This window comes from Streptomyces sp. NBC_01276 (genome assembly GCF_041435355.1).
GTDB lineage: Bacteria > Actinomycetota > Actinomycetes > Streptomycetales > Streptomycetaceae > Streptomyces.
The window spans coordinates 5967024-5993287 of sequence record NZ_CP108442.1 but is presented as its reverse complement, the minus strand read 5'-3'; the positions used below and the strand labels follow the sequence as shown (position 1 = coordinate 5993287).

Annotated in this window: 26 protein-coding genes; 8 read left to right on the top strand and 18 right to left on the bottom strand. The window is 74.3% G+C overall.

From position 1 onward, the window contains the following. Window positions 1-43: 43 nt before the first annotated feature. Window positions 44-1384 (bottom strand): DUF5685 family protein, encoded by a 1341-nt coding sequence (locus OG295_RS26975; RefSeq protein WP_371679226.1) that lies wholly within the window; start codon window positions 1382-1384, stop codon window positions 44-46. 286 nt (window positions 1385-1670) lie between these two features. On the opposite strand from OG295_RS26975, the gene OG295_RS26970 reads away from it, so the two are divergent. Further along, window positions 1671-2129, top strand: a complete 459-nt coding sequence (locus OG295_RS26970; protein ID WP_280918095.1) for a cell division protein SepF — start codon at window positions 1671-1673, stop codon at window positions 2127-2129. 36 nt (window positions 2130-2165) lie between these two features. Here the strand turns inward: OG295_RS26970 and OG295_RS26965 are convergent, their stop codons facing one another. Both OG295_RS26965 and OG295_RS26960 read right to left on the bottom strand, forming a co-directional pair. Beyond that, a complete protein-coding gene (locus OG295_RS26965) occupies window positions 2166-3350 on the bottom strand; it encodes an acyl-CoA dehydrogenase family protein (protein ID WP_371679225.1) in 1185 nt (394 codons plus the stop codon). Window positions 3351-3468: 118 nt separating this feature from the next. Then, complete coding sequence (locus OG295_RS26960) at window positions 3469-5178, bottom strand: MFS transporter (RefSeq protein WP_371679224.1); 1710 nt, start codon at window positions 5176-5178, stop codon at window positions 3469-3471. 376 nt (window positions 5179-5554) lie between these two features. Between OG295_RS26960 and OG295_RS26955 the strand changes: the two genes are divergently transcribed. Together OG295_RS26955 and OG295_RS26950 are read left to right on the top strand one after the other, a co-directional pair. Further along, window positions 5555-6604, top strand: coding sequence for a glycosyltransferase family 39 protein (locus OG295_RS26955; protein ID WP_371681321.1), 1050 nt, complete (start codon window positions 5555-5557; stop codon window positions 6602-6604). Window positions 6605-6844: 240 nt separating this feature from the next. Beyond that, complete coding sequence (locus OG295_RS26950; RefSeq protein WP_371679223.1) at window positions 6845-7891, top strand: phosphatase PAP2 family protein; 1047 nt, start codon at window positions 6845-6847, stop codon at window positions 7889-7891. Window positions 7892-8178: 287 nt separating this feature from the next. Here OG295_RS26950 and OG295_RS26945 read toward each other — a convergent pair whose 3' ends face one another. Then, the gene (locus tag OG295_RS26945) at window positions 8179-9150 is read right to left on the bottom strand and encodes a helix-turn-helix transcriptional regulator (protein WP_371679222.1); all 972 of its coding nucleotides are present in this window, start codon (window positions 9148-9150) and stop codon (window positions 8179-8181) included. A 112-nt stretch (window positions 9151-9262) separates the two neighbouring features. Further along, window positions 9263-10105, bottom strand: coding sequence for a transglycosylase family protein (locus OG295_RS26940; protein WP_371679221.1), 843 nt, complete (start codon window positions 10103-10105; stop codon window positions 9263-9265). Window positions 10106-10398: 293 nt separating this feature from the next. On the opposite strand from OG295_RS26940, the gene OG295_RS26935 reads away from it, so the two are divergent. Together OG295_RS26935 and OG295_RS26930 are read left to right on the top strand one after the other, a co-directional pair. Beyond that, window positions 10399-11214: a hypothetical protein gene (locus OG295_RS26935; RefSeq protein ID WP_371679220.1), complete on the top strand. Its 816-nt coding sequence runs from the start codon at window positions 10399-10401 to the stop codon at window positions 11212-11214. 215 nt (window positions 11215-11429) lie between these two features. After that, complete coding sequence (locus OG295_RS26930) at window positions 11430-11825, top strand: hypothetical protein (RefSeq protein WP_371679219.1); 396 nt, start codon at window positions 11430-11432, stop codon at window positions 11823-11825. Window positions 11826-11841: 16 nt separating this feature from the next. Here the strand turns inward: OG295_RS26930 and der are convergent, their stop codons facing one another. From der to OG295_RS26905, 5 genes are all read right to left on the bottom strand, one after another. Then, window positions 11842-13305 (bottom strand): ribosome biogenesis GTPase Der, encoded by a 1464-nt coding sequence (gene der / locus OG295_RS26925; protein ID WP_371679218.1) that lies wholly within the window; start codon window positions 13303-13305, stop codon window positions 11842-11844. A 75-nt stretch (window positions 13306-13380) separates the two neighbouring features. Further along, entirely contained in the window at window positions 13381-13968 is a 588-nt protein-coding gene (locus OG295_RS26920; RefSeq protein ID WP_371681320.1) for a lysophospholipid acyltransferase family protein, read from the bottom strand. Window positions 13969-14024: 56 nt separating this feature from the next. Further along, complete coding sequence (gene cmk / locus OG295_RS26915; protein ID WP_371679217.1) at window positions 14025-14753, bottom strand: (d)CMP kinase; 729 nt, start codon at window positions 14751-14753, stop codon at window positions 14025-14027. A gap of 152 nt (window positions 14754-14905) precedes the next feature. Beyond that, the gene (locus OG295_RS26910; RefSeq protein WP_266838283.1) at window positions 14906-15994 is read right to left on the bottom strand and encodes a prephenate dehydrogenase; all 1089 of its coding nucleotides are present in this window, start codon (window positions 15992-15994) and stop codon (window positions 14906-14908) included. Between the two features lie 116 nt (window positions 15995-16110). Further along, window positions 16111-16578: a YidB family protein gene (locus OG295_RS26905; RefSeq protein ID WP_371679216.1), complete on the bottom strand. Its 468-nt coding sequence runs from the start codon at window positions 16576-16578 to the stop codon at window positions 16111-16113. 105 nt (window positions 16579-16683) lie between these two features. On the opposite strand from OG295_RS26905, the gene OG295_RS26900 reads away from it, so the two are divergent. From OG295_RS26900 to OG295_RS26890, 3 genes are all read left to right on the top strand, one after another. Continuing rightward, entirely contained in the window at window positions 16684-17025 is a 342-nt protein-coding gene (locus OG295_RS26900; RefSeq protein WP_371679215.1) for a DUF952 domain-containing protein, read from the top strand. Between the two features lie 97 nt (window positions 17026-17122). Continuing rightward, window positions 17123-17614, top strand: coding sequence for a Rieske (2Fe-2S) protein (locus tag OG295_RS26895; protein WP_371679214.1), 492 nt, complete (start codon window positions 17123-17125; stop codon window positions 17612-17614). Between the two features lie 28 nt (window positions 17615-17642). Further along, a complete protein-coding gene (locus OG295_RS26890) occupies window positions 17643-18344 on the top strand; it encodes a DNA polymerase beta superfamily protein (protein WP_371679213.1) in 702 nt (233 codons plus the stop codon). A 25-nt stretch (window positions 18345-18369) separates the two neighbouring features. Here the strand turns inward: OG295_RS26890 and OG295_RS26885 are convergent, their stop codons facing one another. The 8 genes from OG295_RS26885 to OG295_RS26850 all read right to left on the bottom strand — a co-directional run bounded on the left by OG295_RS26885 (window position 18370) and on the right by OG295_RS26850 (window position 25841). Further along, window positions 18370-19122, bottom strand: a complete 753-nt coding sequence (locus tag OG295_RS26885; RefSeq protein WP_371679212.1) for a DNA polymerase beta superfamily protein — start codon at window positions 19120-19122, stop codon at window positions 18370-18372. A 3-nt stretch (window positions 19123-19125) separates the two neighbouring features. Beyond that, on the bottom strand, window positions 19126-20166 hold the full coding sequence (locus OG295_RS26880) for an ADP-ribosylglycohydrolase family protein (RefSeq protein WP_371679211.1): 1041 nt from the start codon (window positions 20164-20166) through the stop codon (window positions 19126-19128). Further along, window positions 20163-21014, bottom strand: a complete 852-nt coding sequence (locus OG295_RS26875) for an NUDIX domain-containing protein (RefSeq protein ID WP_371679210.1) — start codon at window positions 21012-21014, stop codon at window positions 20163-20165. The genes OG295_RS26880 and OG295_RS26875 overlap by 4 nt, the downstream gene beginning before the upstream one ends. Beyond that, entirely contained in the window at window positions 21011-22099 is a 1089-nt protein-coding gene (locus OG295_RS26870; protein WP_371679209.1) for an AAA family ATPase, read from the bottom strand. The genes OG295_RS26875 and OG295_RS26870 overlap by 4 nt, the downstream gene beginning before the upstream one ends. Continuing rightward, on the bottom strand, window positions 22096-22704 hold the full coding sequence (gene pnuC / locus OG295_RS26865; RefSeq protein WP_371679208.1) for a nicotinamide riboside transporter PnuC: 609 nt from the start codon (window positions 22702-22704) through the stop codon (window positions 22096-22098). The genes OG295_RS26870 and pnuC overlap by 4 nt, the downstream gene beginning before the upstream one ends. A gap of 130 nt (window positions 22705-22834) precedes the next feature. Further along, window positions 22835-24172, bottom strand: a complete 1338-nt coding sequence (locus OG295_RS26860; protein ID WP_371679207.1) for a pseudouridine synthase — start codon at window positions 24170-24172, stop codon at window positions 22835-22837. Continuing rightward, window positions 24172-24792, bottom strand: a complete 621-nt coding sequence (gene scpB, locus OG295_RS26855; protein WP_371679206.1) for an SMC-Scp complex subunit ScpB — start codon at window positions 24790-24792, stop codon at window positions 24172-24174. Before scpB ends, OG295_RS26860 begins: the two co-directional genes overlap by 1 nt. Beyond that, window positions 24789-25841: a ScpA family protein gene (locus OG295_RS26850; protein ID WP_371679205.1), complete on the bottom strand. Its 1053-nt coding sequence runs from the start codon at window positions 25839-25841 to the stop codon at window positions 24789-24791. The genes scpB and OG295_RS26850 overlap by 4 nt, the downstream gene beginning before the upstream one ends. Between the last annotated feature and the right edge of the window lie 423 nt (window positions 25842-26264).

Genomic DNA, 26264 nt, shown 5'->3' with positions numbered 1-26264 from the left:
TCCGGGCCTGTGGGCCGTACCGCGCGCGGACCCTGACGCGGGATCAGCTGCAGCCGCAGTCGCACCCGTCGCAGCCGCAGCCGTCGCAGCAGCCGCCGTCCTCGCAGCAGCTGCAGCAGTCACAGCAGCTGCCGCAGCCGTCGCATCCGCTGCAGTCCGGGCACGCGTCGCACCAGGGGTCCCGCTTGCGCCGGGACCAGGGGCCGTCGTGCTCCGTACAGCACAGCTGGCAGGTGCAGAAGAGCCCGATGGACACGGCGCAGCCGGCCAGCAGCCCGCGGCGCGGCTTCTGCGGGGGCGGCGGAGGACCGCCGAACCCGCCACCACCACCGCCACCGCCCCAGCCGGGGCCGCCGGGGCCCATCGGCGGGGCTCCGGGGCCACCGGGGGCGTAGGGGTTCGCGTTGCCGTTCCCGTACGGGCCGCCGCCGTAGGGTGCCCCGTACGCCTGCCCGGCGTCCGGGCCGTAGCCCTGCGGCGGAGCGCCGTGGCCCTGCCCGACGGAGTCGGTGGCGACGTGGCCGCAGCTGCCGGTGCCGAAGGCCCGGTCCACCGAGGTGCGCAGCTCGTGCACCAGCAGCCGGTGGGCCAGCCCCGCGTCGGCGAACTCCGTCTCGCGCAGCGCCAGCCGGATCCCGTGCAGGGCGTCGTCGCACAGGCGGCGGGCCTCGGCGAGGGTGGTTCCGGTGGCGGTGAGCGGGTTCCAGGCGCCCGAGGCGGCGTCGGCGGCCTGGTCCTCGACGGCGTCCAGCAGGTGTGCGAGCCGACCGAAGTACCGGCCCGCCTCGGCCAGGGGCACGGCGTTGCCCGGCCGTCCCGCGAGGACCGCGGTATGGGCGAAGGCGGCGGCGGTGGCGGTCTCGGTGGGCTCGGTGACCACGAGGACGGACGTGCCCGGCCCGGCCAGGGTCTCGATGCCGCCCTGCCGGTCCACGGCGTCGACGAGCACGGCGGTGTCGAAGCCGAGCGAGGCCCCGGTGCGGGCGCCCGCCCGGTCCCAGCCGCGGGCCACCGTGCGCGCCGCGGCGGCTATCGGCGCCCGCGCCAACAGCCCGTCCCGGTCGGCCACGTGGTCCCGCACCTTCGCGGAGGCCAGCACGAGGGACACGGCGGCGGCCAGCCGCGCGCCCTCGCCGTTGGCCACCGGGGCGGTGCGCATGCCGCGCAGCGGGCAGGGGCCGGCGGTGCGGCGGGCGCCGGGCAGCGGTCCGGACTGAGCCTCCGTCAGAACGGAGACCAGCAGGCCGTCGTAGTTCGTGACGATCCTGGCGAACTGCCCGTGGTCACCGCGAAGTGCCAGGCAGAGACCGCACAGATGAGCCATCCACTCCGATTTGAACCGCTCACCGAGCCGGTGTGTGCAAGGTCTGACAATGCCGAACAAATTCGGTTCCCCCGTGTGTCATACGCGTGTTTCGGGGGCATCGTATCGAGCCTGGTCGTTCACTCGTCCGTCCCAGTGGCTCACCCGGTCGGCGCCAGTGGTCGTATTTTCACTCAGTCAGCAGCGGTAGCCACCGGGAACCTTGACCGTGCAACGGATGTTCTGCACCAGTCGCGTCACGAAACCCCTGCGCGGCGGCTATCCACTTGGCGCGTTGTCAGCATCATGGACGACCATAGGGGCAGCGGAGAAGAAGACAGACTGGCCACGGTGAAAGGAGGCGTCCATGGGTTCGGTACGCAAGGCGAGTGCCTGGTTGGGTCTCGTGGAGGACAGCGACGACGAGCGGTACTACGACGACGACTACGCGGAGGCGGTGGAGCGCCAGCAGGGTTCCGTCTCGGGACCCGGCGACCAGTGGGTCACCGACCCGCGGGTGAAGGTGGCCTCGGACTCCGCGGTCGAGCAGGGCCGGCGCATCGCGACCGTCACCCCCGACGGCTTCCGTGACGCGCGCGGCATCGGCGAGCTGTTCCGCGAGGGCGTCCCGGTGATCGTGAACCTCTCCTCGATGGACCCGGGCGACGCCAAGCGCGTGGTCGACTTCGCGGCCGGCCTGACCTTCGGGCTGCGCGGTTCGATCGAGCGGGTGGCGACCAGGGTCTTCCTCCTGACCCCGGCCGACACCCAGATCGTCAGCGGTGAGGCGGGCGGGCGGACCCGCGACTTCTTCAACCAGAGCTGAGCCCGGGGGCTCCTCCCGGCGCCGGCTGGGGGCCCCTCACCGGAAGGCGTCGAGCCCGGTGAGCGCCTTGCCCAGGACGAGCTGGTGCATCTCGACGGTGCCCTCGTAGGTGAGGACCGATTCGAGGTTGGTGGCGTGTCGCATGACGGGGTACTCCAGGGAGATCCCGTTGGCCCCGAGGATCGTCCGCGCGGTACGGCAGATGTCGATGGCCTCGCGGACGTTGTTGAGCTTGCCGAAACTGATCTGCTCCGCCCGCAGGGTGCCCGCGTCCATCCGCCGGCCCAGGTGGTGGGCGAGCAGGATGCCCTTGTGGAGTTCGAGCGCCATGTCGGCGAGTTTGGCCTGGGTGAGCTGGAAGCCGCCGATCGGCTTGCCGAACTGCTCCCGCGTCCTCGCGTAGTCGAGCGCCGTCTCGAAGGCGGAGCGCGCCGCGCCCATGGAGCCCCAGACGATCCCGTACCGCGCGTGGCTGAGGCAGCCCAGCGGTCCCTTGAGCCCGGTGACTCCCGGCAGCACCGCGTCCGCCGGCAGCCGCACGTCGTCCATGACCAGCTCGCTCGTCACCGAGGCGCGCAGCGACCACTTGTGCTTGATCTCCGGCGCCGAGAAGCCCGCCGCGTCGGTGGGGACGGCGAAGCCGCGGATCCCCTCGTCCGTCTGCGCCCAGACCACCGCGACGGCGGCCACCGAGCCGTTGGTGATCCACATCTTGCGCCCGTTGAGCACCCAGTCGCCGCCGTCGCGCTTCGCGTACGTGCGCATCGCGGCCGGATCGGAGCCCACGTCGGGCTCGGTCAGGCCGAAGCAGCCGATCAGCTCGCCGGCCGCCATGCCGGGCAGCCAGCGCTCCTTCTGCTCCTCGGAGCCGTACTTCCAGATCGCGTACATGGCCAGCGAGCCCTGTACGGAGACCAGCGAGCGGATCCCCGAGTCGGCGGCCTCCAGCTCCAGGCAGGCCAGTCCGTACTGGACGGCGCTCGCGCCCGCACAGCCGTAGCCGGTCAGGGACATGCCGAGCGCGCCGATGGAGCCGAGTTCGCGGGCCAGCTCGCGGATGCCGGGGAGCTCCCCGTCCTCGTACCACTGGGCGATGTGCGGCAGGACCCGGTCGGCGGCCCAGGTGCGGACCGTGTCGCGGACGGCGAGGTCCTCGGGGCTGAGCAGCTCGTCCAGCCCGAGCGGGTCGGTGGGGACGAAGGGGGTCTTCGACGCGGACAAGAGGGGCCTCCCGGCAGGCACGTGGGGCGAAACCTAGCGGTGCAAGTTTGTCGTCGGTCCCGCCCCTGGTCCACCCCCGGATTTCCGCCCTGCCCGGCCGGGCCGGGCCGGCGCGGGGTCAGGCCGTGCGGCCGGGCCGCCCGCCGACGGCCGTGTCGTGTTCCGGACCGCCCGGCGCGGGGGTCCGCGCGGCGCCGTCGGCCTGCGCGGGGAGGCGTACGGTACCCGCGGGCAGGGCGTCGGCGGCCGGGTCGCCGCACTCGGCCGGCTCGGCGCCGTCCATGGTGCGGGGCAGTTTCAGCGCCATCACGGCGCCCGCGAGCAGCAGGCCCGCGCTGACCACGAGCGTGACGTGCAGCCCGTGCACGAAGGCGTGCCGGGCGGCGGCGTGCAGGGAGTCCCCCGCCGCGCCGCCGAGGTGGGCGGCGACCTGGTAGGCCTCGCCGAGCGAGTGCGCGGCGTCGCGCGCCGCGTCGGCCGGGACGCCGGGGAGGTCGGTCAGGCCGGGCGCGTAGGCGGCGTTCATCACGCTGCCGAGCAGGGCGATGCCCATACCCGCGCCGAGCTGGTACGAGGTCTCGCCTATGGAGGCCGCGCCGCCGGCGGTGTCCGCCGGGGCCTCGCTGAGCATGGACTCGTAGGCCGCGAACAGGGTCGTCTGCAGGCCGAAGCCGAGCAGGACGAACCCGACGGTGAGCAGCACGGGCCGGTCCTGCTGGCCCATCAGCGTCAGCAGCAGCACGGCGGCGGCGGTCAGGACGAAGCCGAAGGAGACCATCCTGCGCGGGCCGACCCGCTGGAGGGTGTACGAACCGGTGGCGCCGGCGGCCATGGCGGCGAAGGTGAGCGGCAGCAGCCGCAGCCCGGTCTCCAGCGGACTCAGGCGCAGCACCAGCTGGAGGTACTGGACGGCGATCAGCTCCAGGCCGACCAGGGCCAGCATGGCGAGCACGATGCAGCCGACGGAGGTGGAGAACGCGGCACGGGAGAACATCCGCATGTCGATCAGCGGGTGCTCGCGGCGCCTCTGGCGGCGTACGAAGAGGATCAGCAGGGCCGCGCCGAGCACCAGGGGCACCAGCGCCTCGGGGTCCAGGAGGTGCCGTTCGGCGCCGAACCGCTTGACCCCGAGGACCACGCCGAGGACCCCGCCCGCGGCCATGAGGGCGCCCAGCACGTCCCAGGGTCCGTCCGCCGCGCCCCGGGATTCGGGCAGCAGCCAGCGGCCGAGCGGCAGGATCAGGGCCATCAGCGGGATGTTGATGAGGAAGACGGAACCCCACCAGTAGTGCTGGACGAGGAAGCCGCCGAGGACGGGGCCGCTGGCCGCGCCGATCGCGGCGACGGCGGTCCAGATGCCGATGGCGAGCGCCCGTTCGCGCCGGTCGGGGAAGACCTGGCGCAGGATCGACAGGGTGGCGGGCATGATCATCGCCCCGCCGATGCCGAGCAGGGCGCGCGCGGCGATCAGGACCTGGGCGTCGTGGGCGAGGGCGGCGATGGCGGAGGCGACGCCGAAGAGGCCGTAGCCGAGGAGCAGGATCCGGCGGCGGCCGACCCGGTCTCCGAGGGTGCCGAAGAGGATCAGCAGCGAGGCGCAGACCAGCGGGTAGGCGTCGACGATCCACAGGAGTTCCACGGCACCGGGGCGCAGGTCCTCGGTGACGGAGGGGACGGCCACGTGCAGGATCGTCGCGTCGAGCGCGACGAGCACGAGGCTGACGCACAGGACGGCCAGGACGACCCAGCGGTTGGCGCCGCCGGAGGCGGCGCTGACCCGCTGCCAGAGGGAAGGGTTCCCGTCGCCGGTCGTGTGCGTCCCCGACATGCGTGTACCTCCCAGGTGATCCCTCGCACTCGGCGGACCAGCGTCGTTGTGGCGCCGCAGGTGGTGCGCTGGGCGGCGTCCAACGGGGTCCGGCATCGACTCGCGAGTGAACGGTCAGCGTACGCGAGTTCGCGTGTCCGACACGTGGTCAAGCTCTCATCGCGACGGCGGCCCCGGTGTGGTGTGCGCCACTCGCCCCGCTGTGTCCTCACTCCCCCGTACACGCCCGGCCACGGCCCGTGGTTCTCGTTCGGGGCCCGGGGCCGGGGCGTCGATACTCGTCTGCGTGAGAACCGACCCCACCCACGAGGTGCCCGTGAAGGAACCCGGACCCCGCCGGGCCGCGCCCGCGCTCGCCGCCTTCGCCGCGGTCCGCATGCTCGGCCTGGGCGTCCTCGGCGTGTGGGGCGCGGTGGCCGGCAGCAGCCCGCACACACTGCTGTCGGCCCGCTGGGACTCGCTCTGGTACGCCCGGGTCGCCGGCGGCGGGTACGGGTACGAGGTGGTCCTGCCGAACGGGGCCGTCCATTCCAGCCTGGCCTTCTTCCCGTTGCTGCCGTGGCTGGAGCGGCTGCTGGCGGCGCCCACCGGGCTCTCGTACGGTTCCGCGGGCCTGGTGGTCTCGGCGGTGGCGGGGCTCGCCGCCGCGTGGGGGATCTTCGCCGTCGCGGACCTGCTGTACGGGCGCCGCGCCGGGGTGCTGGCGGCGGCGCTGTGGGCGGCGCTGCCGGTCGGGATCGTGCAGTCCATGGCGTACAGCGAGTCGCTGTTCACCGCCCTGGCGGCCTGGGCCCTGTACGCGGTCCTGCGCGGGCGCTGGATCACGGCGGGCCTGCTCGCGGCCGGCGCGGGGCTGACCCGGCCGGTCGGCGCGGCCGTGGTCGCGGCGGTGTGGGTGGCCGCGGCCCTGGCGTGGCGGCGCGGGGAGCGGTCGTGGCGGACGGCGGCCGGGGTGCTGCTGGCTCCGCTGGGCGCGGCCGCGTACGTGCTGTGGGTGGGGCGGCGGACCGGCGGCGGACTGCTGGGGTACCTGGACGTACAGGCCGGCTGGGGCAACGGCTTCGACGGGGGCTGGGCCTTCGCCCGCTTCGTCGGGGCACGTCTGGCGTCCTCCGCCTTCGCGGCCGGGCTCGGCCTGATCGCCGGGGTGCTGCTGGTGCTGTGGCTGTACCGGCTGTGCGTGCGGCAGCGGCAGCCCGCCGCGCTGCTCGTGTACGCCGGGGTCGTGGTGGCCCTCGCCCTGTGCGCCTCCGGGTACTTCGGGTCCAAGCCGCGGCTGCTGCTGCCCGCGTTCCCGTTGCTGCTGCCCGTGGCGGTGGCCCTGGCCCGGTGGCGGACCGGCCGGGCGGTGGCGGTGCTGGGGACGGCGGCCCTGGCGTCGGCGGTGTACGGAGCGTTCTGGCTGAACGGTTCGGGGCCTCCGTGATCACGGAATGGATCATTCCAATCCATGATTGCGTAAAGGAATTGAACGAAAGCAATAAATCCGAGGCGCGTATGCGGATAATTACCGGGGCGGCAGTCCCGGAGTTGAATCGGCGGAGTTCCAACAAGCGCCGGAATAGCGGCAATTAAGTTCTGCGTGAGACGCACTCCACATCACATGGTCATCACAAAGCCCGCGATTCGACCGGGCCGCCCGTCGTCGCGCGGTAACGTCGATTGAGTGCGTACCGACCAAATGCTGACCCGTCTGGAGCCGGTGTTCGCCCGGCTGGACCGGGAACCAGAGCGACCGGCTCATCTGCAAACACCGCGGATGAGCCGGCACCGCGTCGTGCTCCTCGCCGCCCTGCTCGCGTGCTACCTCGCGATCGTCGTGGCCGTGCTGACGACGTCCTGGCTCGTCCGGCTGGACTGGCAGATCATGTTCTTCCGGCCCTACGAGCAGTGGCCGCAGCTGCACGCCTTCCTCGACTACCTCGTCGTACTCGGCCAGCGCGGACCCACCGCCGTCATGGTCGCGGCCTGGCTCGGATGGCGCTCCTGGCGCCAGCACACCCTCCGCCCGCTGATCACCCTCGGCGTCGCGCTGCTGCTGCTCAACATCACCGTCGGCTCCGTGAAGCTCGGCCTCGGCCGGCTCGGTCCGCACTACGCCACCCAGATCGGCTCCGCCGAGCTCTTCGCGGGCGGCGATATATTTCCTTCCGGCCACACCGCCAACGCCGTCGTGACCTGGGGGATCCTGGCCTATCTGGCCTCCACCACCGTCACCCGGCGGGTGCTGTCCGTGTTCTCCGCCGTCGTCTCGCTGAGCGTCGGGGCCACGACCGTCTACCTCGGCACCCACTGGGTGAGCGACGTCCTGCTGGGCTGGCTCGCAGGTCTGCTGATCATGCTGGCGCTGCCCTGGTTCGAGCCGCTCATCGCCCGCGCCGAGGCCTACGTCTTCGAGCTGCGCGAGCTGTGGCGCCGCCGCCTGGAGGACGGCAGGCTCTCCGAGCCGGTCGCCGCCGCGCTCACCCCGCTGCTCTCCGCGGGCGGCAAGTGGCAGCCGAGGCGCTCCGACGAGGAGTCGGCCGCCCCGGTCACCGTGCCGGGCGGCGCGGCGGCCGGGCACTCCCCGGCGCTGCGCCCCGCCGGCCACCCAGTCGCCCGCCAGCACGTCATCCGCTCCGAGCGGACGCCGGTCACCCCGGCCGGCAGCCGCCGGCCGGCGCACACGGAACGGGCCGCCGCCCGGGGGGCCTCGGCCCGCCCGGCCGGCTGATCGGCACTCCCGCGGGGACGGTACGCACACCCCCACCCCGCACCCCCGCGACGGCGGGCCGGTTCACCGAACCGGCCCGCCGTCGCCGTTGATATGCACGGCGCGTCAGCCGGACGACCGGAGGTTCCTCCGTACCGGGTCACGCTTGTGTCACGGGTTGTCGACAGCCGGGCTCCCGATCGGCATTCTCCGCGTCCCCCGTCCGGAGCAGCCCCGGAACCCGTTCGCATTTCCGCCGGAGAACCGTCGAATTCCGACCGGGCATTCTCGTTCCCCCCGCTCCGCTCTCACTCCGCCGTGGGCTCCAGGGCACGGCCGAGAAGGTCGCGCGCACTGCGGATCCGTTCCGTCAGCTCGGGCGGCTCCACCACCTCGAACTCGCACCCGAGCAGCATGAGGTGAATGACCAGAACGTCCAGACTCACCGCCCCGGTGCGCAGCAGGCAGCCCTGCCCGTCGAGCGGCTCCAGCGCCCCGTCGGAGGGCCCGATGATCCGCGCCGCCTCCTCGGCCGGCATCCGCAGCCGCACCACGGCACGGGCCGCGTAGGCGCCCTGCGCCACGCCCCGCGAGACGTACGCGGCGAGGTCCTCGGCGGGCGGCGGACGCGGGACGAAGCGCGGGCCGTGCGGGGGGCGGGGCTCGATGCGGTCCGCGCGGAAGGTGCGCCAGTCCTCGCGGTCGCGGTCCCAGGCGACGAGGTACCAGCGCCGCTCGCTGCAGACCAGCCGGTGGGGCTCCACGGTGCGGCGGCTGACGTCGCCCCCGTGGTCGCGGTACCCGAAGCGCAGCCGCTCGGAGTCGCGGCACACCGCCGCCAGTTCCGTCAGCACCGCGGGGTCGACGGTGTCCCGCGCGGGCCCGCGCAGCATGGGCACGGTGAACTCGTTCAGCGCCGACACCCGTCCGCGCAGCCGGGCCGGCAGCACCTGCTCCAGCTTGGCCAGGGCCCGTACGGAGGCCTCCCCGATCCCCTCGACGCCGTTCCCGGCGGCCGTCCGCAGCCCGACCGCCACCGCGACGGCCTCGTCGTCGTCCAGCAGCAGCGGCGGCAGTTCGGCCCCCGCCCCGAGCTGGTAGCCGCCGCCGGTGCCCGGACTGGCGTTCACGGGGTAGCCGAGCCCCCGCAGCCGGTCGACGTCCCGGCGCACGGTGCGCGGCGTGACCCCGAGCCGTTCGGCGAGATCGGCGCCGGTCCATTCGCGGTGGGCCTGCAACAGGGACAACAGGCGCAGCAGCCGCGCGGAGGTATCGAGCATGCCCGCAGTCTCCCCCGTGACGGCCACCTGGGGTGAGGCGCGGCCGGGGTCCGGGTGGGGGCGGGTCGGGGGAAGGGCCCGGCGCGGCTGCCCGCCCCGCCCCCGCCCGGCCTCAGCTGCCCGGCGCGGCCGGACCTCGGGAAGGCGCCCCGCGGCCCGGCGCCGGCCGCACCGGGACCGGCTCCACGGCCGGCGGGGGCGCCGCCGCGGGACCCGTCGGGGCCGTGGCCGGCGCGGGGCCGGCCGGCGCGGGCACCGCGGGGGTCGGCGGACCGGCCGGGGTCTGACCGGGAGGCGGCGGACCGGTCGGGGTCGGGCCCGGAGGCGGCGGCGGGTCCGCCGGGAGGGTCAGGAAGAGGCCCGTCCTCAGACGCTCCGGCCGGTCCCCGATCGCCCCGCGGTTCGCCTCGTAGAGGGGCCGCCACCCGCCCCGCACCCGCCTCTTGCGCGCGATCCCGTCCAGCGTCTCCCCGGCCCGCACCACGTGCGCCCGCCCCGCCAGCCCGTACCGCTTCGCGCACACCGGCCACGCCCCCCACCCCTGGGCGCCGAGCAGTTCCTCGGCCACCAGGATCTGCTGGCCCCGGCTCGCCAGGTCCGCCCGCGGCGCGTGGGCGAGGCCCCCGTACTCCTCCCATGTCGGCTGCCGGAACTGCAGCCCCCCGTAGAACCCGTTCCCGGTGTTCACCGCCCACCGACCGCCGCTCTCGCAGTCGGCGACGCAGTCCCACGGCCACTGCCCGCCCGGCCCGCAGTCCCCCGCCCGGTACCCGGCGGCGACGCCCGGCGGTCCGGGCGCCGGGGGCGGCGGCACGACGGCGGCACCGGCCCGGACGGCACCACCGGCACCACCGGCACCGGCGGCGCCCACGGCACCGGCCGGCACGGGTACGAGCACCAGCACGGCCACGGCGGCGGCAGCCGACACGGCACGCCGGAGGCGGAGTTCGGGCATCGGGTCACGCTACGCAGCCCCCTCCCCGCGCCCGGCCCGCCACGCGGCGCTCCCCCGCGCCCCACCCGGACGGCCGACCGCCGGCCCCTCCCGGAAACGACCAGCCGCGACCAGCAACTGCGCACAAACAAGCAACAGTTGACACCAAGCGGAAGTGCCGCTCGCCGGGTTCACTCCTTCGGGTGGCCGGTTCGATTCCGTTCCCTCAAACGGCGTGACCCCGGCGACCGCTCCTCCGTTGAGCCCGGCGAGCCGGGAACCCCCCGGCCTCCGCACGAATGAGGAGCCACCCCGTGCCGCGCATGCTCGACGTCAGTCTTGAGGTACGTGCCGAGATCGGTGACGAAGAAGCCGACAGGCTGCTCACCGGCGACGACGCCCCGCGCAGTTACGACTGCACCTCCTGCCGCACCCCCGGCGACCCCGAGACCGACCCCACGAGCACGGTGCTGTTCGTCGGCGAGGAGACCGCGGTGCTGGCCTTCGCCCACGCCGGCTGCATCCCCTCCCAGGTGGTCACGGTCTCCGAGGAGCAGCTCCAGGGCGCCGTCCGCAGCATCACCGGCGACAGCCCCGCCCCGGAGGCCGCCGGCTCCGGCGCCGGCGCCCCGCAGGCCGTCCCCGGCGGCCAGGCCGTCCTCGGGATCACCAGTGGCCTGGTCCTGATCCGCGGCGAGCTGCACCCGGCCCTGGTCGTCGAGCCGACCGCGCCGATCGCCCGCCCCGGCACCACCGGCCCCGGCGACGACTTCCTGCCGCTCCTCATCGAGCAGGGCTTCATCCCCGTCATGGACACCAACGAGGTCCCGTCCCTGCTCCCGGGCTGGTCCGTGCTCCTGGCCGGCGGCCAGCTGCACGCCGTGCTCCAGCCCGGTGCCGAGGGCGGCCCGCAGGTGGCGTGGTGGCAGGCGCACCAGGCCCTGAGCGTCACCGACGGCTGGCGGGCCGCCGTCAACAAGACCCAGCGCGTGCTCGTCTACGCCGCCCCGGTCGGCTCCATCGGCCAGCAGCCCCGCGAGGACCTGCTCCGCGACGCCCTGGACAAGGCCGCGAGCAACGGCAAGCTGGTCGCCGCCGCGATGCCGCTCGCCGGTGCTCCGGGCGCCTGACCCGCCCTTCCCTCCCCACCCCGGAACGACCGCCCGCCCCACCCGCTGGGGCCGGGCGGTATGCGCCGGGGGTGCGCGGTCCGTCCCGCGCACCCCCGGCGATCTGCGTTTTCCGTCCCGTCACCCCGCATCCGCAGGGCCCCGGGTTCGTTGGCTGATACGTGCATTCATACGACCCCTCCCGCGCCCCGTCCTATCCGAGCAGCGTCCCCCCGATGCGCCCCGCACGGGACCGGGACGTCCCCCCGGCCGCTTCGCACACCCCGATCTACGACACGCTCTGCTCGGAGTACCTGCGCGCCTTCCGGGCGCTGCCGGGCGACCGCAGCGGCGAGGAGAACCTCGGCTTCACCGCGTTCTCGTACGGTTCCTCGTACCCGATGGTCCCGTACGGCGGTTCCTACACCGGCAGCTCGTACGGCAGCGGCTGGAACGGTTCCGCATGGCAGCAGAGCGAGCCCTGGCAGTCCTCGTACCCGCCCGCGCCGGCCCCGCAGCCCTCCTACGCACACGCCGCCGCCGGGTCCGGATACGCCGGCGGGCGGCAGCACCAGACCGGGATGCAGCACATCCCGGCGGCCCTGCCGCCCGCTCCGCGCCGGGGTTACTGACCCCGGCGGCGACCCGCTACTTCTTCTTCTTGTACTGAGCGCCGCGCTTCTCGCGCACCCGCACCGAGATGTGGATCGGGGTGCCCTCGAAGCCGAACTCCTCGCGCAGACGGCGCTCGATGAAGCGCCGGTAGCCGTGCTCCAGGAAGCCGGAGGCGAAGAGGACGAACCGCGGCGGCTTGCTGCCCGCCTGGGTACCGAACAGGATGCGGGGCTGCTTTCCGCCGCGGATCGGGTGCGGGTGCGCCGCGACGACCTCACCGAGGAAGGCGTTCAGCCGACCGGTGGGGACGCGCGTCTCCCAGCCCGCGAGGGCGGTCTCGATCGCGGGGACCAGCTTCTCCATGTGGCGGCCGGTCAGCGCGGAGACGTTGACCCGGGGCGCCCAGGAGACCTGCTGCATCTCGGTCTCGATCTCGCGTTCGAGGTAGTAGCGGCGCTCCTCGTCCAGCTCGTCCCACTTGTTGTACGCGATCACGATCGCGCGGCCCGCCTCGACGGCCATGGTGATGATGCGCTGGTCCTGGACGCTGATCTGCTCGGTCGTGTCGATCAGGATGACCGCGACCTCCGCCTTCTCCACGGCGGCGGCCGTGCGCAGGGAGGCGTAGTAGTCGGCGCCCTGCTGCAGGTGCACCTTCTTGCGGATGCCCGCGGTGTCCACGAACTTCCAGGTGACGCCGCCGAGCTCGATCAGCTCGTCGACCGGGTCGCGGGTGGTGCCGGCGAGCTCGTTGACGACGACGCGGTCCTCGCGGGCGACCTTGTTCAGGAGCGAGGACTTGCCGACGTTCGGGCGGCCGATCAGGGCGATGCGGCGGGGGCCCCCGAGGGCGGCGCCGCCGAAGGTCTGCTCGGGGGCCTCCGGCAGGGCCTCCAGGACGGCGTCGAGCATGTCACCCGTACCGCGGCCGTGCAGGGAGGAGACCGGGTGCGGCTGGCCGAGGCCCAGCGACCACAGGGAGGCCGCGTCGGCCTCGCCGCTCTGGCCGTCGACCTTGTTGGCGCACAGCACGACGGGCTTGCCGGCCCGGCGCAGCAGCTTGACGACGGCCTCGTCGGTGTCGGTGGCGCCGACCTTGGCGTCGACGACGAAGACGACCGCGTCCGCGGCCTCGATGGCGTACTCGGCCTGGGCGGCGACGGAGGCGTCGATGCCGAGGACGTCCTGCTCCCAGCCGCCGGTGTCGACGACCTTGAAGCGGCGCCCGGCCCACTCGGCCTCGTAGGTCACGCGGTCGCGGGTGACGCCCGGCTTGTCCTCCACGACGGCCTCACGGCGGCCGATGATGCGGTTCACCAGGGTCGACTTGCCCACGTTCGGGCGGCCCACGACGGCGAGGACGGGCAGCGGGCCGTGTCCGGCCTCCTCGATCGCGCCTTCGACATCCTCGATGTCGAAGCCTTCCTCCGCGGCGAGCTCCATGAACTCCGCGTACTCGGCGTCGCCAAGTGCTCCGTGGTCGTGCTGGTCGTTCATGAAGTCCGTTCCTCGTCGTTCGTGGTGATCGGTGGCATCCGCGCAGCGCGGGTCCACTACTAGGTCAAGTCTCGCTCAGCGGCCGGTGAGGCGCTTGGCGTCGGCCAGGTGGGCGGTCAGCCGTCCCTGGATGCGTTCGGTGGCCTGGTCCAGCGCGGTGCGCGTACGCCGGCCGGTGCCGTCCCCGGCGTCGAAGGCGGAGCCGAAGACGACGTCCACCCGGCTCTTCAGCGGCGGCAGGCCCTTGACGAGCCGCCCCCGGGCCTCGGTGCTGCCGAGGACCGCGACGGGCACGATCGGGGCGCCGCTGCGGACCGCGAAGTACGCGAGCCCGGCGCGCAGGGAGGCGAAGTCGCCCTCGCCACGGGTTCCCTCCGGGAAGATCCCCAGGGCGCCACCCCGCTCCAGCACCCCGAGGGCGTGGGTGATGGCGGTGCGGTCCGTGCCGGTCCGGTCCACCTTCACCTGGCCGATCCCCTCCAGGAAGGGGCCGAGGGGGCCTACGTAGGCCTCCTTCTTGATCAGGAAGTGCAGGGGCCGGGGCGCGGTGCCCATGACCATGGGGCCGTCTATGTTGTGGGCGTGGTTCACGGCCAGGATGACGGGGCCGGAGGCGGGCACCTTCCAGGCGCCGAGCACGCGCGGCTTCCACAGGCCGTACATGAGCCCGATGCCGATGCGCCTGCCGACCGCCGCACCCTTGAGGGAGGGCGTACCGCTCACCTGGGCCGCCGCTCTGTGCCGCCGGTCGCGCTCCGCCGCTCTTCGACCAGGGTCACGACGCACTCGATGACCTGGTCGAGGGTGAGCTCGGTGGTGTCCACCTCCACGGCGTCGCCGGCCTTGGCCAGCGGGGAGGTCTTGCGGCCGGAGTCGGCCGCGTCGCGCTTGATCAGGGCTTCCTTGGTGGCCGCGAGGTCCGTGGCCTCCTTGCCGCGCAGCTCGCCGCTGCGGCGGGCCGCGCGGGCCTCGGCGGAGGCCGTCAGGAAGATCTTGAGGTCGGCGTCGGGCAGGACGGTGGTGCCGATGTCCCGGCCCTCGACCACGATGCCCTCGGCCTCCCGGGCCGCCTCGGCGGCGATGGAGCGCTGGAGCTCGGTGATCAGGGTGCGCACCTCGGGGACGGCGCTGACGGCGCTGACCTTGGAGGTGACCTCCCGGGTGCGGATCGGGCCGGAGGCGTCCAGGCCGTCGACGGTGATGGTGGGCGCGGCCGGATCCGTACCGGACACGAGGGCGGGCTTGCCCGCCGCTACGGCGATGGCCTGCGGGTCGTCGGTGTCGACGCCGTTGGTGATCATCCACCAGGTGATGGCCCGGTACTGGGCGCCGGTGTCCAGGTAGCGCAGCCCGAGCTTGGCGGCCACGGCCTTGGAGGTGCTGGACTTGCCCGTGCCGGAGGGACCGTCGATGGCGACGATCACGGCGGACTGAGCGGCGGTTTCCACGGTGCGGGCACCTTCCTGGTTGCGCGTACGTGTCCGGGCGCGCCAAGAGCGCCCCTCCCCCAGGTTACCGGCCCCCGGCGCCCCCTGACTCCGCCGCGTCCCCGCCCCGTGCGGGGGCGGGACCGACGGCGGGTGCCGGGGGCGCGGTCCGGCTACTGCTGGCGCAGGGCCCAGCCCCGCTCGCGCAGCTCGGCGGTCAGGCCGGCGACGGCGCGGGGCTCCACCATGAGCTGCACCAGACCGGCCTGCTGGCCCGTGGCGTGCTCGATCCGCACGTCCTCGATGTTGACCCCGGCCCGGCCCGCGTCGGCGAAGATCCGTGCCAGCTCGCCGGGCTGGTCGCTGATGAACACCCCGACCGTCTCGTAGGCCGTGGGGGCGGCGCCGTGCTTGCCGGGGACCCGGACCCGGCCGGCGTTCCCGCGCCGCAGGACGTCCTCGATGCCCTCGGCCCCGCCCCGGCGCTTGGCCTCGTCGGCCGACTGGAGTCCGCGCAGGGCCTCGACGGTCTCCTCCAGGTCGGCGGCGATCCCGGCCAGGACGTCGGCCACCGGCCCCGGGTTCGCCGAGAGGATCTCCACCCACATGCGGGGGTCGGAGGCCGCGATCCGGGTCACGTCGCGGATGCCCTGGCCGCACAGGCGCACGGCGGTCTCGTCCGCCTCCTCCAGGCGCGCGGCCACCATGCTGGACACGAGCTGCGGGGTGTGGGAGACCAGGGCGACCGCCCGGTCGTGCGCGTCGGCGTCCATCACGACGGGGACCGCCCGGCACAGCGCGACCAGTTCCAGGGCCAGGTTCAGCACCTCGTGGTCGGTGTCGCGGGTGGGCGTGAGCACCCAGGGGCGCCCCTCGAAGAGGTCGGCGGTGGCGGCGAGCGGCCCGGAGCGTTCCTTGCCGGCCATGGGGTGGGTGCCGATGTACGCGGAGGTGTCGGCGCCGAGGGCGGCCAGCTCCCGGCGGGGCCCGCCCTTGACGCTGGCCACGTCCACGTAGGCACGGGCGAGCCCGCGTCCGATCGCGTCGGCCAGGGCCGCGGCGACGTGGGCCGGGGGGACGGCGACGATCGCGAGGTCGACCTGCCCCTCGGGGGCGTCGTCGCTGCCGGCGCCGAGGGCGGCCGCGGTACGGGCCTGCGCCGGGTCGTGGTCGACCAGGTGGACGGCGATGCCCCGGGCGGTCAGGGCGAGCGCCGCGGAGGTGCCGATCAGTCCGGTTCCGATGACGACGGCGGTTCTCACGGGGCGCTCCAGGGTGATCGCGTGACGGCGGGTCCTGACTCAGGGTAGCCACCCGGTGCACGGCGAGGGCCCGGCGGCCACCCCGTGGGACGACCACCGGGCCCTGGCGGGTCTCGCTAGAGGTTCTGCGCCCTGATGATGTCCTCCAGCGAACCGGGCGGGATCGACCCGCCGGGGCTCAGCTTGTCCACGGCCTGCGGCAGGGACCGCGCGATCTGGTCGGCGGCCTGTTCGGGGCTGACGCCGGCCTGTTCGGCTGCCTGCCGCAGGGCCCCGTCCGGCAGTGCGTCGGCCATCTGCGAGCCGCTGACCGGCTGGTTCTCCCCGGTACCGATCCAGGACTGCGCCTGGTCGGCGAGGCCGGACTTGGTCAGCATGTCCATGAGCCCGCCGAGCGGGTTGCTCCCGCCGCCGCCCTGGCCGTTGCCGCTTAGGGCCCCGAGCAGCGCGCCGAGGATGTTGCCCGCGCCGCCGCCCTGGCCGCCTTGACCGCCCTGACCGCCGCCGCCGAGCAGGCCGCCGAGAAGGGAACCGAGGTCATTACCCGCCATGGTCACGCCTTTCGCAGAGGGACCGGGCCGCACTCAGGCGTCACACCCGGCTTCGAGACACGGACAATGTCACCCGTATCAGGGCATGTCGCCACCTGGCGCACACCCTTCGGCGCCCCTTGCGGTAGAACCACCGGCATGATCTTCCACATCGTCCCGCTCGCCGACTGGAGCGCCGCGCCCGGGCTCCCGTACGCCCCGCCCTCCCTGGCCTCGGAGGGGTTCGTGCACTGTTCGGCCGACCGCCCCACCGCCCTCGCCATCGTGGAGGCCCACTACCGGAACACGCCCGGCACCCTGCTCGCCGTGGAGCTCGACGAGGCGGCCCTGAGCGCCGAGGTCCGCAGGGAGTCCGGTTCCGACGGCCGCTACCCCCACGTGTACGGGCCGTTGAACCGGGAGGCCGTGGTACGCGTGTGGGAGGTGGTACGCGTCCCGGACGGCCCTGCGGACCTTCGCCCGTGGCAGTCGGCGGGATGAAGCGGGACCGGAGCGTGTGGCGGGCTTCTCCCGGAGCCCGGCACGCGCCAGGATGCTGCTCGCCATCGCCGTCCCCGCCCCCCATCGAGGAGTCCCCATGACCGACACGCATCCGATGAGCGACACCGCGTCCGCCGCACGCCGCACGGTACTGGCGGCCGGCGCGGCCGCCCTCGCCGGCGGCACGCTCGCCGCCTGCGGCGGTGGCGGCGGCGGCACGGAGAAGCCCGCCCAGGACACCGGCAGCGCGCCGAACGCCGACCGGTCCCCCGGCGAGGCCTCCGGCTCCGCCACGGGCAAGATCCTGATGAAGTCCTCGTCGGAGGTCCCGGTCGGCGGTGGCGTCGTGCTCAAGGAGCAGAAGCTGGTGGTGACCCAGCCTACGGCCGGGTCCTTCCGCTGCTTCTCCGCGGTGTGCACGCACCAGGGCTGCCTCGTGAACAAGCCCGAGAACGGCGTGATGCACTGCCCCTGCCACGGCAGCGAGTTCCAGGCCTCGGACGGCGCGGCGATCAAGGGTCCGGCCACGAAGCCGCTCCCGGAGAAGAAGATCACCGTGGCGCCCGACGGCGCAATCTCGCTCGCCTAGCGCGGGCCGGGGCGCCTAACCTCCCCGGATGGACGACCTCACCCTGGTACGGGACCACACGATCTACGCCTGCGTGATGGGCTCCCGTGCCTTCGGGCTGGCGACGGAGGCGAGCGACACCGACCGGCGCGGTGTCTTCCTCGCCCCCACCCCGCTGTTCTGGCGGTTCGAGAAACCGCCGACGCACGTGGAGGGGCCCCGGGAGGAGGAGTTCTCCTGGGAGCTGGAACGCTTCTGCGAACTGGCCCTGCGCGCCAACCCGAACATCCTGGAGTGCCTGCACTCCCCCCTGGTCGAACGGCTCACCCCGGCCGGCGAGGAACTCCTCTCCCTGCGCGGGGCGTTCCTCTCCCGCCGGGCCCACACCAGCTTCAGCCGCTATGCCGCCTCCCAGCACGGCAAGCTCCTCGCGGACGTCCGTCTGCACGGCGCCCCGCGCTGGAAGCACGCCATGCACCTGCTGCGCCTGCTGATCTCCTGCCGCGACCTGCTGCGCACCGGCCGCCTGACGATCGGGGCGGGCCCGGACCGCGAGAGCCTCCTCGCGGTCAAGCGCGGCGAGCGGACCTGGGAGGAGGTCGACGCCTGGATGGCCCGCCTCACGGAGGAGACCGACACCGCCCTCGCCACGACCCCGCTCCCCGCGGAACCGGACCTCCCCCGCGTGGCGGACTACCTCCACCGCATCCGCCGCGCCTCGGCCGCCCGGGACCTGCCTCCGAGGGGCTAGGACCCGGCCCCCGGGGGCCCGCCGCTCACACCGCCAGCGGCTCCCGGCACCGCACCACGAACGCGTCGAGCGCCCCGTACGCGCCCGCCTCCCCCGGCAGCCCCGTCGCCGCCTGCGCCGCGTCGAGCACCGCGTGCAGCGCCTCGTAGGGCGCCGCCACGGCGGGGCCGTCGTACCCGCCGTGCTCGGCGGCCACCTTGGCCTCGACCAGCCCGGCCAGCCACGCGGGGGCCTCGGCCACCTCCCCGAGCAGCGTGGGCAGGTGCGCCTGCACCTCGCCCGAGCGCATCAGGTGGATGCCGGTGAGCAGGGCGCGGAAGGCGTAGAGGAGCGGCTTCAGTTCCCCGCTCCTCTCGAACAGCCGCCACTGGGTGGCGGCGAACCCGCGGTAGTGGTGGGCGTGGTGCGAGGTGAGCACGCCCGGCGCCAGCGCCACCAGCTCCTCGTGCTCGGGTGTCGTGTGGACCACGAGCGGGGAGAGCAGCTGCTCCAGTACGTAGCCGTTGCGCTTGAGCATCAGGCGGACGAACTTGCGCAGGTCGTGGGTGACGAGGTCCATCTCCACCCCGTCGTGGTCCCACATCCGGGTCCGGGTCTCCTCCGGCTCGCGCAGGCCGAGCAGCGCGGCCGCCGGCAGCAGGTGCGCGCCGCGCAGGTCGACGTCCGAGTCACGGGAGGGGAAGCCGTACAGGTGGGCGCCCGAGACCGTGGCGAAGAGCAGCGGGTCGGGCTGACGGGTCACGACGGGCGTCAGGTCGAGGGTCATCGCGTCGAGCACGGATCACGCGTCCCAGAGGGTGCCGAAGGACAGGAGTTCGGCGCGGTACTCGATGCGGCCCTCCCAGTCCCGGGGCCAGACGTCCGCGCCGAGGTGGGCGCCCGCGAAGGCGCCGGCCAGGCAGGCGATCGAGTCGGAGTCGCCCGCCGTGCAGGCGGCGCGGCGCAGCGCGAGGAGGGGTTCGTCGGGGAAGAGGAGGAAGCAGTGCAGGGCGGTGGCCAGGGCCTCCTCGGCGATCCAGCCCTCGCCGGTGGCCAGGCAGGGGTCGGTTTCCGGGGAGGGGGTGCGCAGGGCCGCCGCGAGGCGGTCCAGGACGGCCAGGCACTCGTCCCAGCCGCGGGCCATGAAGGACTCCGGCGAGGCGTCGGAGGCGGTGCGCATCCAGAGGTCGCCGAGCCAGCGCTCGTGGTAGCGGGTGCGGTTCTCCAGGGCGTACGAGCGCAGCCGTCCGACCAGGCCGGTCACCTCGGTGCCCTGCGCGAGCAGGTACACGGCCCGCGCGGTCAGGTCGGAGGCGGCGAGGGCGGTGGGGTGGCCGTGCGTGAGGGCGGACTGGAGCTGGGCGGCGCCCGCCCGTTCCTCCTCCGTCCAGCCGGGGACCAGCCCGACCGGCACCACGCGCATGTTCGCGCCGCAGCCCTTGGAGCCGGTCTGGCTGGCGTCGCGCCAGTCCCGCTCCGGGTGGTCGAGGAGGCCGCAGGCCACCAGGCAGGTGCGGCCGGGGGCCCGGTTGTTCTCCGGGGAGTGGTACCAGTCGACGAACTCCTCGCGGACCGGCCGGGTGAGCCGCAGCGGGCCGACCGGGCCGCGTTCGGCGGCGGTGCGCATGCCCCGTGCCAGCGCCAGGGTCATCTGGGTGTCGTCGGTGACGAGGGCGGGGCGGGGCAGGGCCATCTCCCGCCACGGCCCGGTCTTGGCCAGGATGGACGGCACGTCGTTGAACTCGGTCGGGAAGCCGAGGGCGTCGCCGAGGGCGAGGCCGATCAGGGCGCCGGTGGCGGGGCGCTTGCCGGCTATCGGGCGGGGCGGCGTCGGGCTGGTCATCGGGCAGGACCTTCCGTGGGGCGGAGCAGGGGCGGGTGGAGGGCGGTCGCCGGTCCCGCCCGGTAGAGCGCGGCGGGTTTGCCGCGGCCGCCGGTCAGGCGGGCGGCTCCGGGGACGGCCTCGACGAAGCCGGGCGTGGCGAGGACCTTGCGGCGGAAGTTGGGGCGGTCCAGGGCGGTGCCCCAGACGGTCTCGTACACGGCCCGGAGCTCCCCGAGGGTGAACTCGGGCGGGCAGAAGGCGGTGGCCAGGCAGGTGTACTCCAGCTTGGAGCCCACCCGCTCCCGCGCGTCCGCCAGGATCCGCGCGTGGTCGAAGGCCGGCTCCGTCACCTCCCCGACGGGGATCCAGCTCGCCCGGTCGGCGTCCCCGCCGCCCTCCGCGGCCGGTTCGGGCATGTCGGGGACCAGCGCCGTGAAGGCCACCGAGACGACCCGCATGCGGGGGTCCCGGTCGGGTTCGCTGTAGGTGCGCAGCTGTTCCAGGTGGAGGGAGGCGACCAGGGAGGGGTCCAGGCCCGTCTCCTCGGCGAGTTCGCGGCGGGCCGCGGTCTCGGCGGACTCGCGCGGCAGGACGAAGCCGCCGGGCAGGGCCCAGGCGCCCGCGTACGGTTCCTGCCCGCGCCGGATCAGCAGGACGTGCAGGACGCCGCCGCGCACGGTGAGGACGGCGAGGTCGACGGTCACCGCGAACGGCTCGAAGGCGTACGGGTCGTAGGGCGCGGACCCGTCCGGCCCCGGCTCCCCGGTGCCACCCTCACCCCCCGTGCCCGTGCCCCCGATGCCCGCACCCGCGGCGCCCGGATCACCGGCACCGCCGCTCCCGCGGCCCGCCGCGCCCGCGCTCATCGCCGCTCCGGGAGGGGGGCCGCGAACTGCCAGCCTTCCTCCAGCAGGGCGTCCACCGCCGCCACGGCCGTCTCCAGCCGGGTGCGCCGGTCCCCGCTCACGACCAGGAAACGCCTTCCGGTGCGCGCGAGTTCCTGCCGGAACCGGCCGGTCATCCACGGTCTCAGCTGCGGTCCGTCGCGCAGCCCGTCGTCCTCGAAGGGCACCCCGGCGTCGTCCGTCAGCAGGTACAGGTCGCGCCGGGTCAGCTCGGCGATCTTCTCGACCTCCCGGCTGCGGCCGCCCGTGTACCGCTCGTGCCAGATACCGGTCGCGAAGGAGTCGGTGTCGCAGAACAGCACGGGCGAGCCCAGCCGGGCCGCCCCTTCCTCGGCCGCGTCCTGGCGGCGGGCGATCACCGGGAACTCCTCCGAGGCGAAGGTCACGTCCGCCCAGGAGGCGGCCGGGTCCGCCGCGCGGGCGGCCGCGAGCTTCTCCTCGCTGTACTCGCGCCCGTACTCGGCGACCCATCCGGTCTTCGCCCACACCCCGCCGCGCCGCCGGTAGTGCGCGGCCAGTTCGCGGGAGAGGGTCGTCGTCCCGGTGGACTCGGCGCCGAGGACCACGACCCGCCGGGTCAGGGCGGCCCGTACGGCCGGCCCCAGGAACTCCCAGCATCCGGCCGGGTCCGCGCGCACGGCCGTCCCCGAGACCGGGAACAGGGTGCGCGCCGGGTCCACGCAGACCTCCTCGGCGCCGAACCTCCGCGCGAGCTCGGTCCCGTAGGCCTCGGAGGTGAAGACGGCGTCCACGCGCCGGCCCACCGCGCCGCGGAAGATCGCCATGTGCGCCTCCCAGACCGCCGGGTCGTGCAGGTCCACGGGGATGTCGTCCACCGCGCCGACCACCTCGGCGCCAGGGTGCGCCTCGCGCATCCAGGCCACCCGGTCGGCGAGCGGCACCGACTCCACCGAGGCGGCGCACACCAGCACGGTGAGCCGCTCGCACTGGTCCTGGGCGGTGCGCACCAGGTGGTGGTGTCCGGCGTGCGGCGGGTAGAACTTGCCCAGCACCAGCCCGTGCCGGTAGCGCTTGCCGCCGCTCACGCCGCCGCCCCCACTGCCGTACGGGCGCCGGTCGCCGGGAGGCTGCGCCGCCAGCCGACGAGGCCGGCCACGCACAGGGCGAGGAAGGCGACGTACAGGACCGAGGTCAGGTACAGGCCCTTGTAGGCGTAGAGCGGGATGTAGACGAGGTCGGCGGCGATCCACAGCCACCAGGACTCCAGGAGCTTGCGGCACTGCCCGTAGGTGGCCATGAGCGAGAGCCCGGTGGTGAGGGCGTCGGAGAAGGGGACGGTGGAGTCGCTGACCCCGCCCAGCAGCAGGGTCAGCCCGGCGACCCCCACCGCCCCCGCCGCGAGCAGCCAGGCCCATTCGGTGGCCGTCGTGCGGCGCACCGGCAGGGCTCCGGCGGTTCCTGGTCCACCCCCGTGGGTCCAGGACCACCAGCCGTACGCGGCGAGGGCGATGAAGACGACCTGCAGCCCGGCGTCGGCGTAGAGGCCGGACTGCACGAAGAGCACGATGAAGAAGACGTTGTTGGCGATGCCGACCGGCCAGTTCGCGATGTGCTGCCGGGCCACCAGGACGACGCACACGGCTCCGGTGACGAAGCCGAGCACCTCGGTCCAGCTGGTACTCCACCCCATGGCGGTTGCCCCACTTCCTTTAATAGTCACTCTGACTATAAACAGGTTCGGGGGGCCCGGACAAGACGGAAGCCCGCGGCGCCTGGGGCGCCGCGGGCTTCCGGAGTACTGCGGGGGTACTGCGGGGGTCCTACAGACCGACCTCGCGCATCAGCATTCCGACCTCGGTGTTGGTCAGGCGGCGCAGCCAGCCCGACTTCTGGTCGCCCAGCTCGATCGGGCCGAACGAGGTGCGCACGAGCTTGTCCACCGGGAAGCCGGCCTCGGCCAGCATGCGGCGGACGATGTGCTTGCGGCCCTCGTGGAGGGTCACCTCGACCAGGTAGTTCTTGCCGACCTGGTCGACGACGCGGAAGTGGTCGGCGCGGGCGTAGCCGTCCTCCAGCTCGATGCCGTCCTTGAGGCGCTTGCCGATGTCGCGCGGCAGCGCGCCGGTGATCGCGGCGACGTAGGTCTTCTTGACGCCGTACTTCGGGTGCGTGAGGCGGTGGGCCAGCTCACCGTGGTTGGTGAGCAGGATGATGCCCTCCGTCTCGGTGTCGAGCCGGCCGACGTGGAAGAGACGGGTCTCACGGTTGGTGACGTAGTCGCCGAGGCACTGGCGGCCGTCCGGGTCCTCCATCGTGGAGACGACGCCCGCGGGCTTGTTCAGCGCGAAGAACAGGTACGACTGGGTGGCCACGGTCAGGCCGTCCACCTTGATCTCGTCCGACGGCTGGACGCGCTTGCCCTGCTCCAGCACGATCTCGCCGTTGACCTCGACGCGGGCCTGCTCGATGAGCTCCTCGCACGCGCGGCGCGAGCCCATGCCGGCCCGGGCGAGCACCTTCTGCAGGCGCTCGCCCTCCGCCTCGGCACCCGGGAAGGTCTTCGGGGTCTTGATCACGGGCTTGTCGGCGTACCGGTCGCGCACGCGCTCCTCGATCCGCGCGTCCAGCTCGCGGGGACGGGATTGGCCGCTGCGGCTGCCGGGGCCGCTGCGCGGGCCGCCGGCCCCGCCGATGCCGGGGGTCCTGGAGGTCTTGGGGCCGCCCTTGGCACCGCCGCGCGCCGCCGCGCCACGGGCGCCGCCGCCACCGGCGCGGGGGCCGCTGCGGCCGCTGCGCTCGCCCTCGGGGCCGACGTCGTAGCGGCGCTCCTCGGGGCGGGGGTTGCGGGGGCGCTGGGGCGCCTGGTCACGGTCGCGGTCGTAGCCGCCACCCTGGGACCCGCCGGAGGAGGAGCCGCCGCGGTAGCCACCACCGCCGGAGGAGGAGCCGCCGCGGTAGCCGCCACCGCCGGAGGAGGAGCCACCGCGGTAGCCACCCCCACCGGAGGAGGAGCCACCGCGGGAGTTGCCGCCGGAGGAGGAGCCGCCGCGGTAGCCACCGCCGCCGGAGGAGGAGCCGCCGCGGGAGTTACCGCGTCCGCCACCACCGCCGCCGCTGTTCCTGTTGCCGCCGCCGTTGCCGTTGCCGCTGCTTCGCATCAAAGTTCCGTCGTCTTGTCGTCTTCATCGGTATCCGGTGCGTCCGGATCGAACGACGGAACACCCTCTTGCGTCTCTGCTTCGATCGCGTCCGCCTCGGGGAGGAAGGGCGCGAGCTCCGGGAGCTCGTCCAGGCCGCGCAGGCCCATCCGCTCCAGAAAGTAGTTCGTCGTCCTGTACAGGATCGCACCTGTTTCGGGTTCCGTGCCCGCCTCGGCCACCAGACCCCGCTGCAGGAGGGTCCTCATGACCCCGTCACAGTTGACCCCGCGGACCGCCGAGACCCGCGAGCGGCTGACCGGCTGGCGGTACGAGACGACCGCCAGGGTCTCCAGGGCCGCCTGGGTGAGCCGGGCCTGCTGGCCGTCCAGGACGAAGGCCTCGACGGCGGCGGCGTAGGCGGGCCGGGTGTAGAAGCGCCAGCCCCCGGCGACCTCGCGCAGCTCGAACCCGCGCCGCTGCGCCGTGTACTCGTCGGCCAGTGCCACGAGGGCCGAGGCGACCTCGCGCGGGGCGCGCTCCAGCACCTTGGCCAGGTGCGCCACCGTCGCGGGCTCGTCGACCACCATCAGGACGGCCTCCAGGGCCCCCCTCAGGTCCAGCTCCTGCGTCGTCGTCATTCGCGTACCTCCACGACCTGGCCGAACTCGTCGGTCACCGTCGGCATCCCGTCGCCGTCCCCGCCGCTCCACCGGACCGTGAGCGTGAGCAGGGCGTCCTCCTGGTCGAGGACCACGGCCTTCTCCCGGTAGAGCTCCAGGAGGGCCAGGAAGCGGGCGACGACCGTGAGGGTGTCCGGGGCGTCCTCGGTCAGCTCCTGGAAGGTGGCCTCGCCGCGCGCCTTGAGCAGGCGCACGACGAGCCCCGCCTGTTCCCGCACGCTGACGAGGGGGGCGTGGATGTGGTCGACGTAGACCTCGGGCTTCGCCTTCGGCTGCATGGCGCGCACCGCGAGGCGGGCGAAGCCCTCGGCGCCGATGGCGATGACCACGTCGGGCAGCAGCTCGGCGTGGTGCGGCTCCAGCCCCACGGTGCGGGGGTAGCGCCTGCCCTCGTCCTCGGCACGGGTCTCGAAGATCGCGGCGATCTGCTTGTACGCCCGGTACTGGAGCAGCCGGGCGAAGAGCAGGTCCCGCGCCTCCAGCAGGGCGAGGTCGGCCTCGTCCTCCACCTCGGCGGCGGGCAGCAGGCGGGCGGCCTTGAGGTCGAGCAGGGTGGCCGCGACCACGAGGAACTCGGTGGTCTGGTCGAGGTCGCCTTCGGGTCCCATGGCGCGGAGGTGCGCCATGAACTCGTCGGTGACCTTGGACAGCGCGACCTCGGTCACGTCCAGCTTGTGCCGGGAGATCAGCTGCAGCAGCAGGTCGAAGGGGCCCTCGAAGTTCGCGAGCCGCAGCGTGAACCGCCCGTCGCCGCCCGCGGGGGCGTCCGCGGCGGCGGCCGGCCGGCGCGGCGGTCCGTCGGCACCGTCCCGCTCGGCCTCCTCCGGGAGCGTGGCGGGCCCGTCAGCGGCCCCCGGGGCCCCTACGGCCCCGTCCCCGCCCACGGTCCGCCCGGGGCCCTCAGCGGGCTCCTCGGCGGTTTCCGCCGGCTCCGGCTCCTCGGCCGCTCCTGGGCCGCGCCCCAGGCTCCGGCGGGCGGGGCGGGCGGCGGGGTGGTTCGGGGGCATCGCGGTCCAGGGTGGTGCGGAGGACGGCCGGGCGGCCACGAGCAGCCTAGGCCCTGTCCGGGCGGATGTACGGGTACGCCGGGTCCGTGCGGACGACGGATCCACGGGGCGCCCGGTCCGGGCGGTTGTACGGGGTACGGGCCACGCCCGTCGGGGCGGACGCACGGGGCACGCCGTGACGGGCGGCTGTACGGGCGCACCCGCGCCCGGGGGTTCCCGCGAGGCCCCCTTCCCGCACGGCCCGGCGGCGGCGCCACAGACGCCCGCCGGAACGCGGGGGTGATCACCAACCGCCCCCGAGGGCGTCCGGCCCCCCGGTCCGGCCGACGGGACGGAACACCGTCGGGGCGGAGCGTGCGAGGGCCGCGGTCACCCGGCCACCCGCGTTCCCGGGCCGGGGACGCCGGGCGGGTGGCACCGGCA

Coding starts and splice junctions, on each gene's coding strand:
- OG295_RS26970 (WP_280918095.1), top strand. CDS start 1,671: ATGGGTTCGGTACGCAAGGCGAGTGCCTGGTTGGGTCTCGTGGAGGAC.
- OG295_RS26960 (WP_371679224.1), bottom strand. CDS start 5,178: ATGTCGGGGACGCACACGACCGGCGACGGGAACCCTTCCCTCTGGCAG.
- OG295_RS26955 (WP_371681321.1), top strand. CDS start 5,555: ATGCTCGGCCTGGGCGTCCTCGGCGTGTGGGGCGCGGTGGCCGGCAGC.
- OG295_RS26945 (WP_371679222.1), bottom strand. CDS start 9,150: ATGCTCGATACCTCCGCGCGGCTGCTGCGCCTGTTGTCCCTGTTGCAG.
- OG295_RS26940 (WP_371679221.1), bottom strand. CDS start 10,105: ATGCCCGAACTCCGCCTCCGGCGTGCCGTGTCGGCTGCCGCCGCCGTG.
- OG295_RS26930 (WP_371679219.1), top strand. CDS start 11,430: ATGCGCCCCGCACGGGACCGGGACGTCCCCCCGGCCGCTTCGCACACC.
- der (WP_371679218.1), bottom strand. CDS start 13,305: ATGAACGACCAGCACGACCACGGAGCACTTGGCGACGCCGAGTACGCG.
- OG295_RS26920 (WP_371681320.1), bottom strand. CDS start 13,968: ATGTACGGCCTGTGGAAGCCGCGCGTGCTCGGCGCCTGGAAGGTGCCC.
- OG295_RS26900 (WP_371679215.1), top strand. CDS start 16,684: ATGATCTTCCACATCGTCCCGCTCGCCGACTGGAGCGCCGCGCCCGGG.
- OG295_RS26895 (WP_371679214.1), top strand. CDS start 17,123: ATGACCGACACGCATCCGATGAGCGACACCGCGTCCGCCGCACGCCGC.
- OG295_RS26890 (WP_371679213.1), top strand. CDS start 17,643: ATGGACGACCTCACCCTGGTACGGGACCACACGATCTACGCCTGCGTG.
- OG295_RS26880 (WP_371679211.1), bottom strand. CDS start 20,166: ATGACCAGCCCGACGCCGCCCCGCCCGATAGCCGGCAAGCGCCCCGCC.
- OG295_RS26875 (WP_371679210.1), bottom strand. CDS start 21,014: ATGAGCGCGGGCGCGGCGGGCCGCGGGAGCGGCGGTGCCGGTGATCCG.
- pnuC (WP_371679208.1), bottom strand. CDS start 22,704: ATGGGGTGGAGTACCAGCTGGACCGAGGTGCTCGGCTTCGTCACCGGA.
- OG295_RS26860 (WP_371679207.1), bottom strand. CDS start 24,172: ATGCGAAGCAGCGGCAACGGCAACGGCGGCGGCAACAGGAACAGCGGC.
- scpB (WP_371679206.1), bottom strand. CDS start 24,792: ATGACGACGACGCAGGAGCTGGACCTGAGGGGGGCCCTGGAGGCCGTC.
- OG295_RS26850 (WP_371679205.1), bottom strand. CDS start 25,841: ATGCCCCCGAACCACCCCGCCGCCCGCCCCGCCCGCCGGAGCCTGGGG.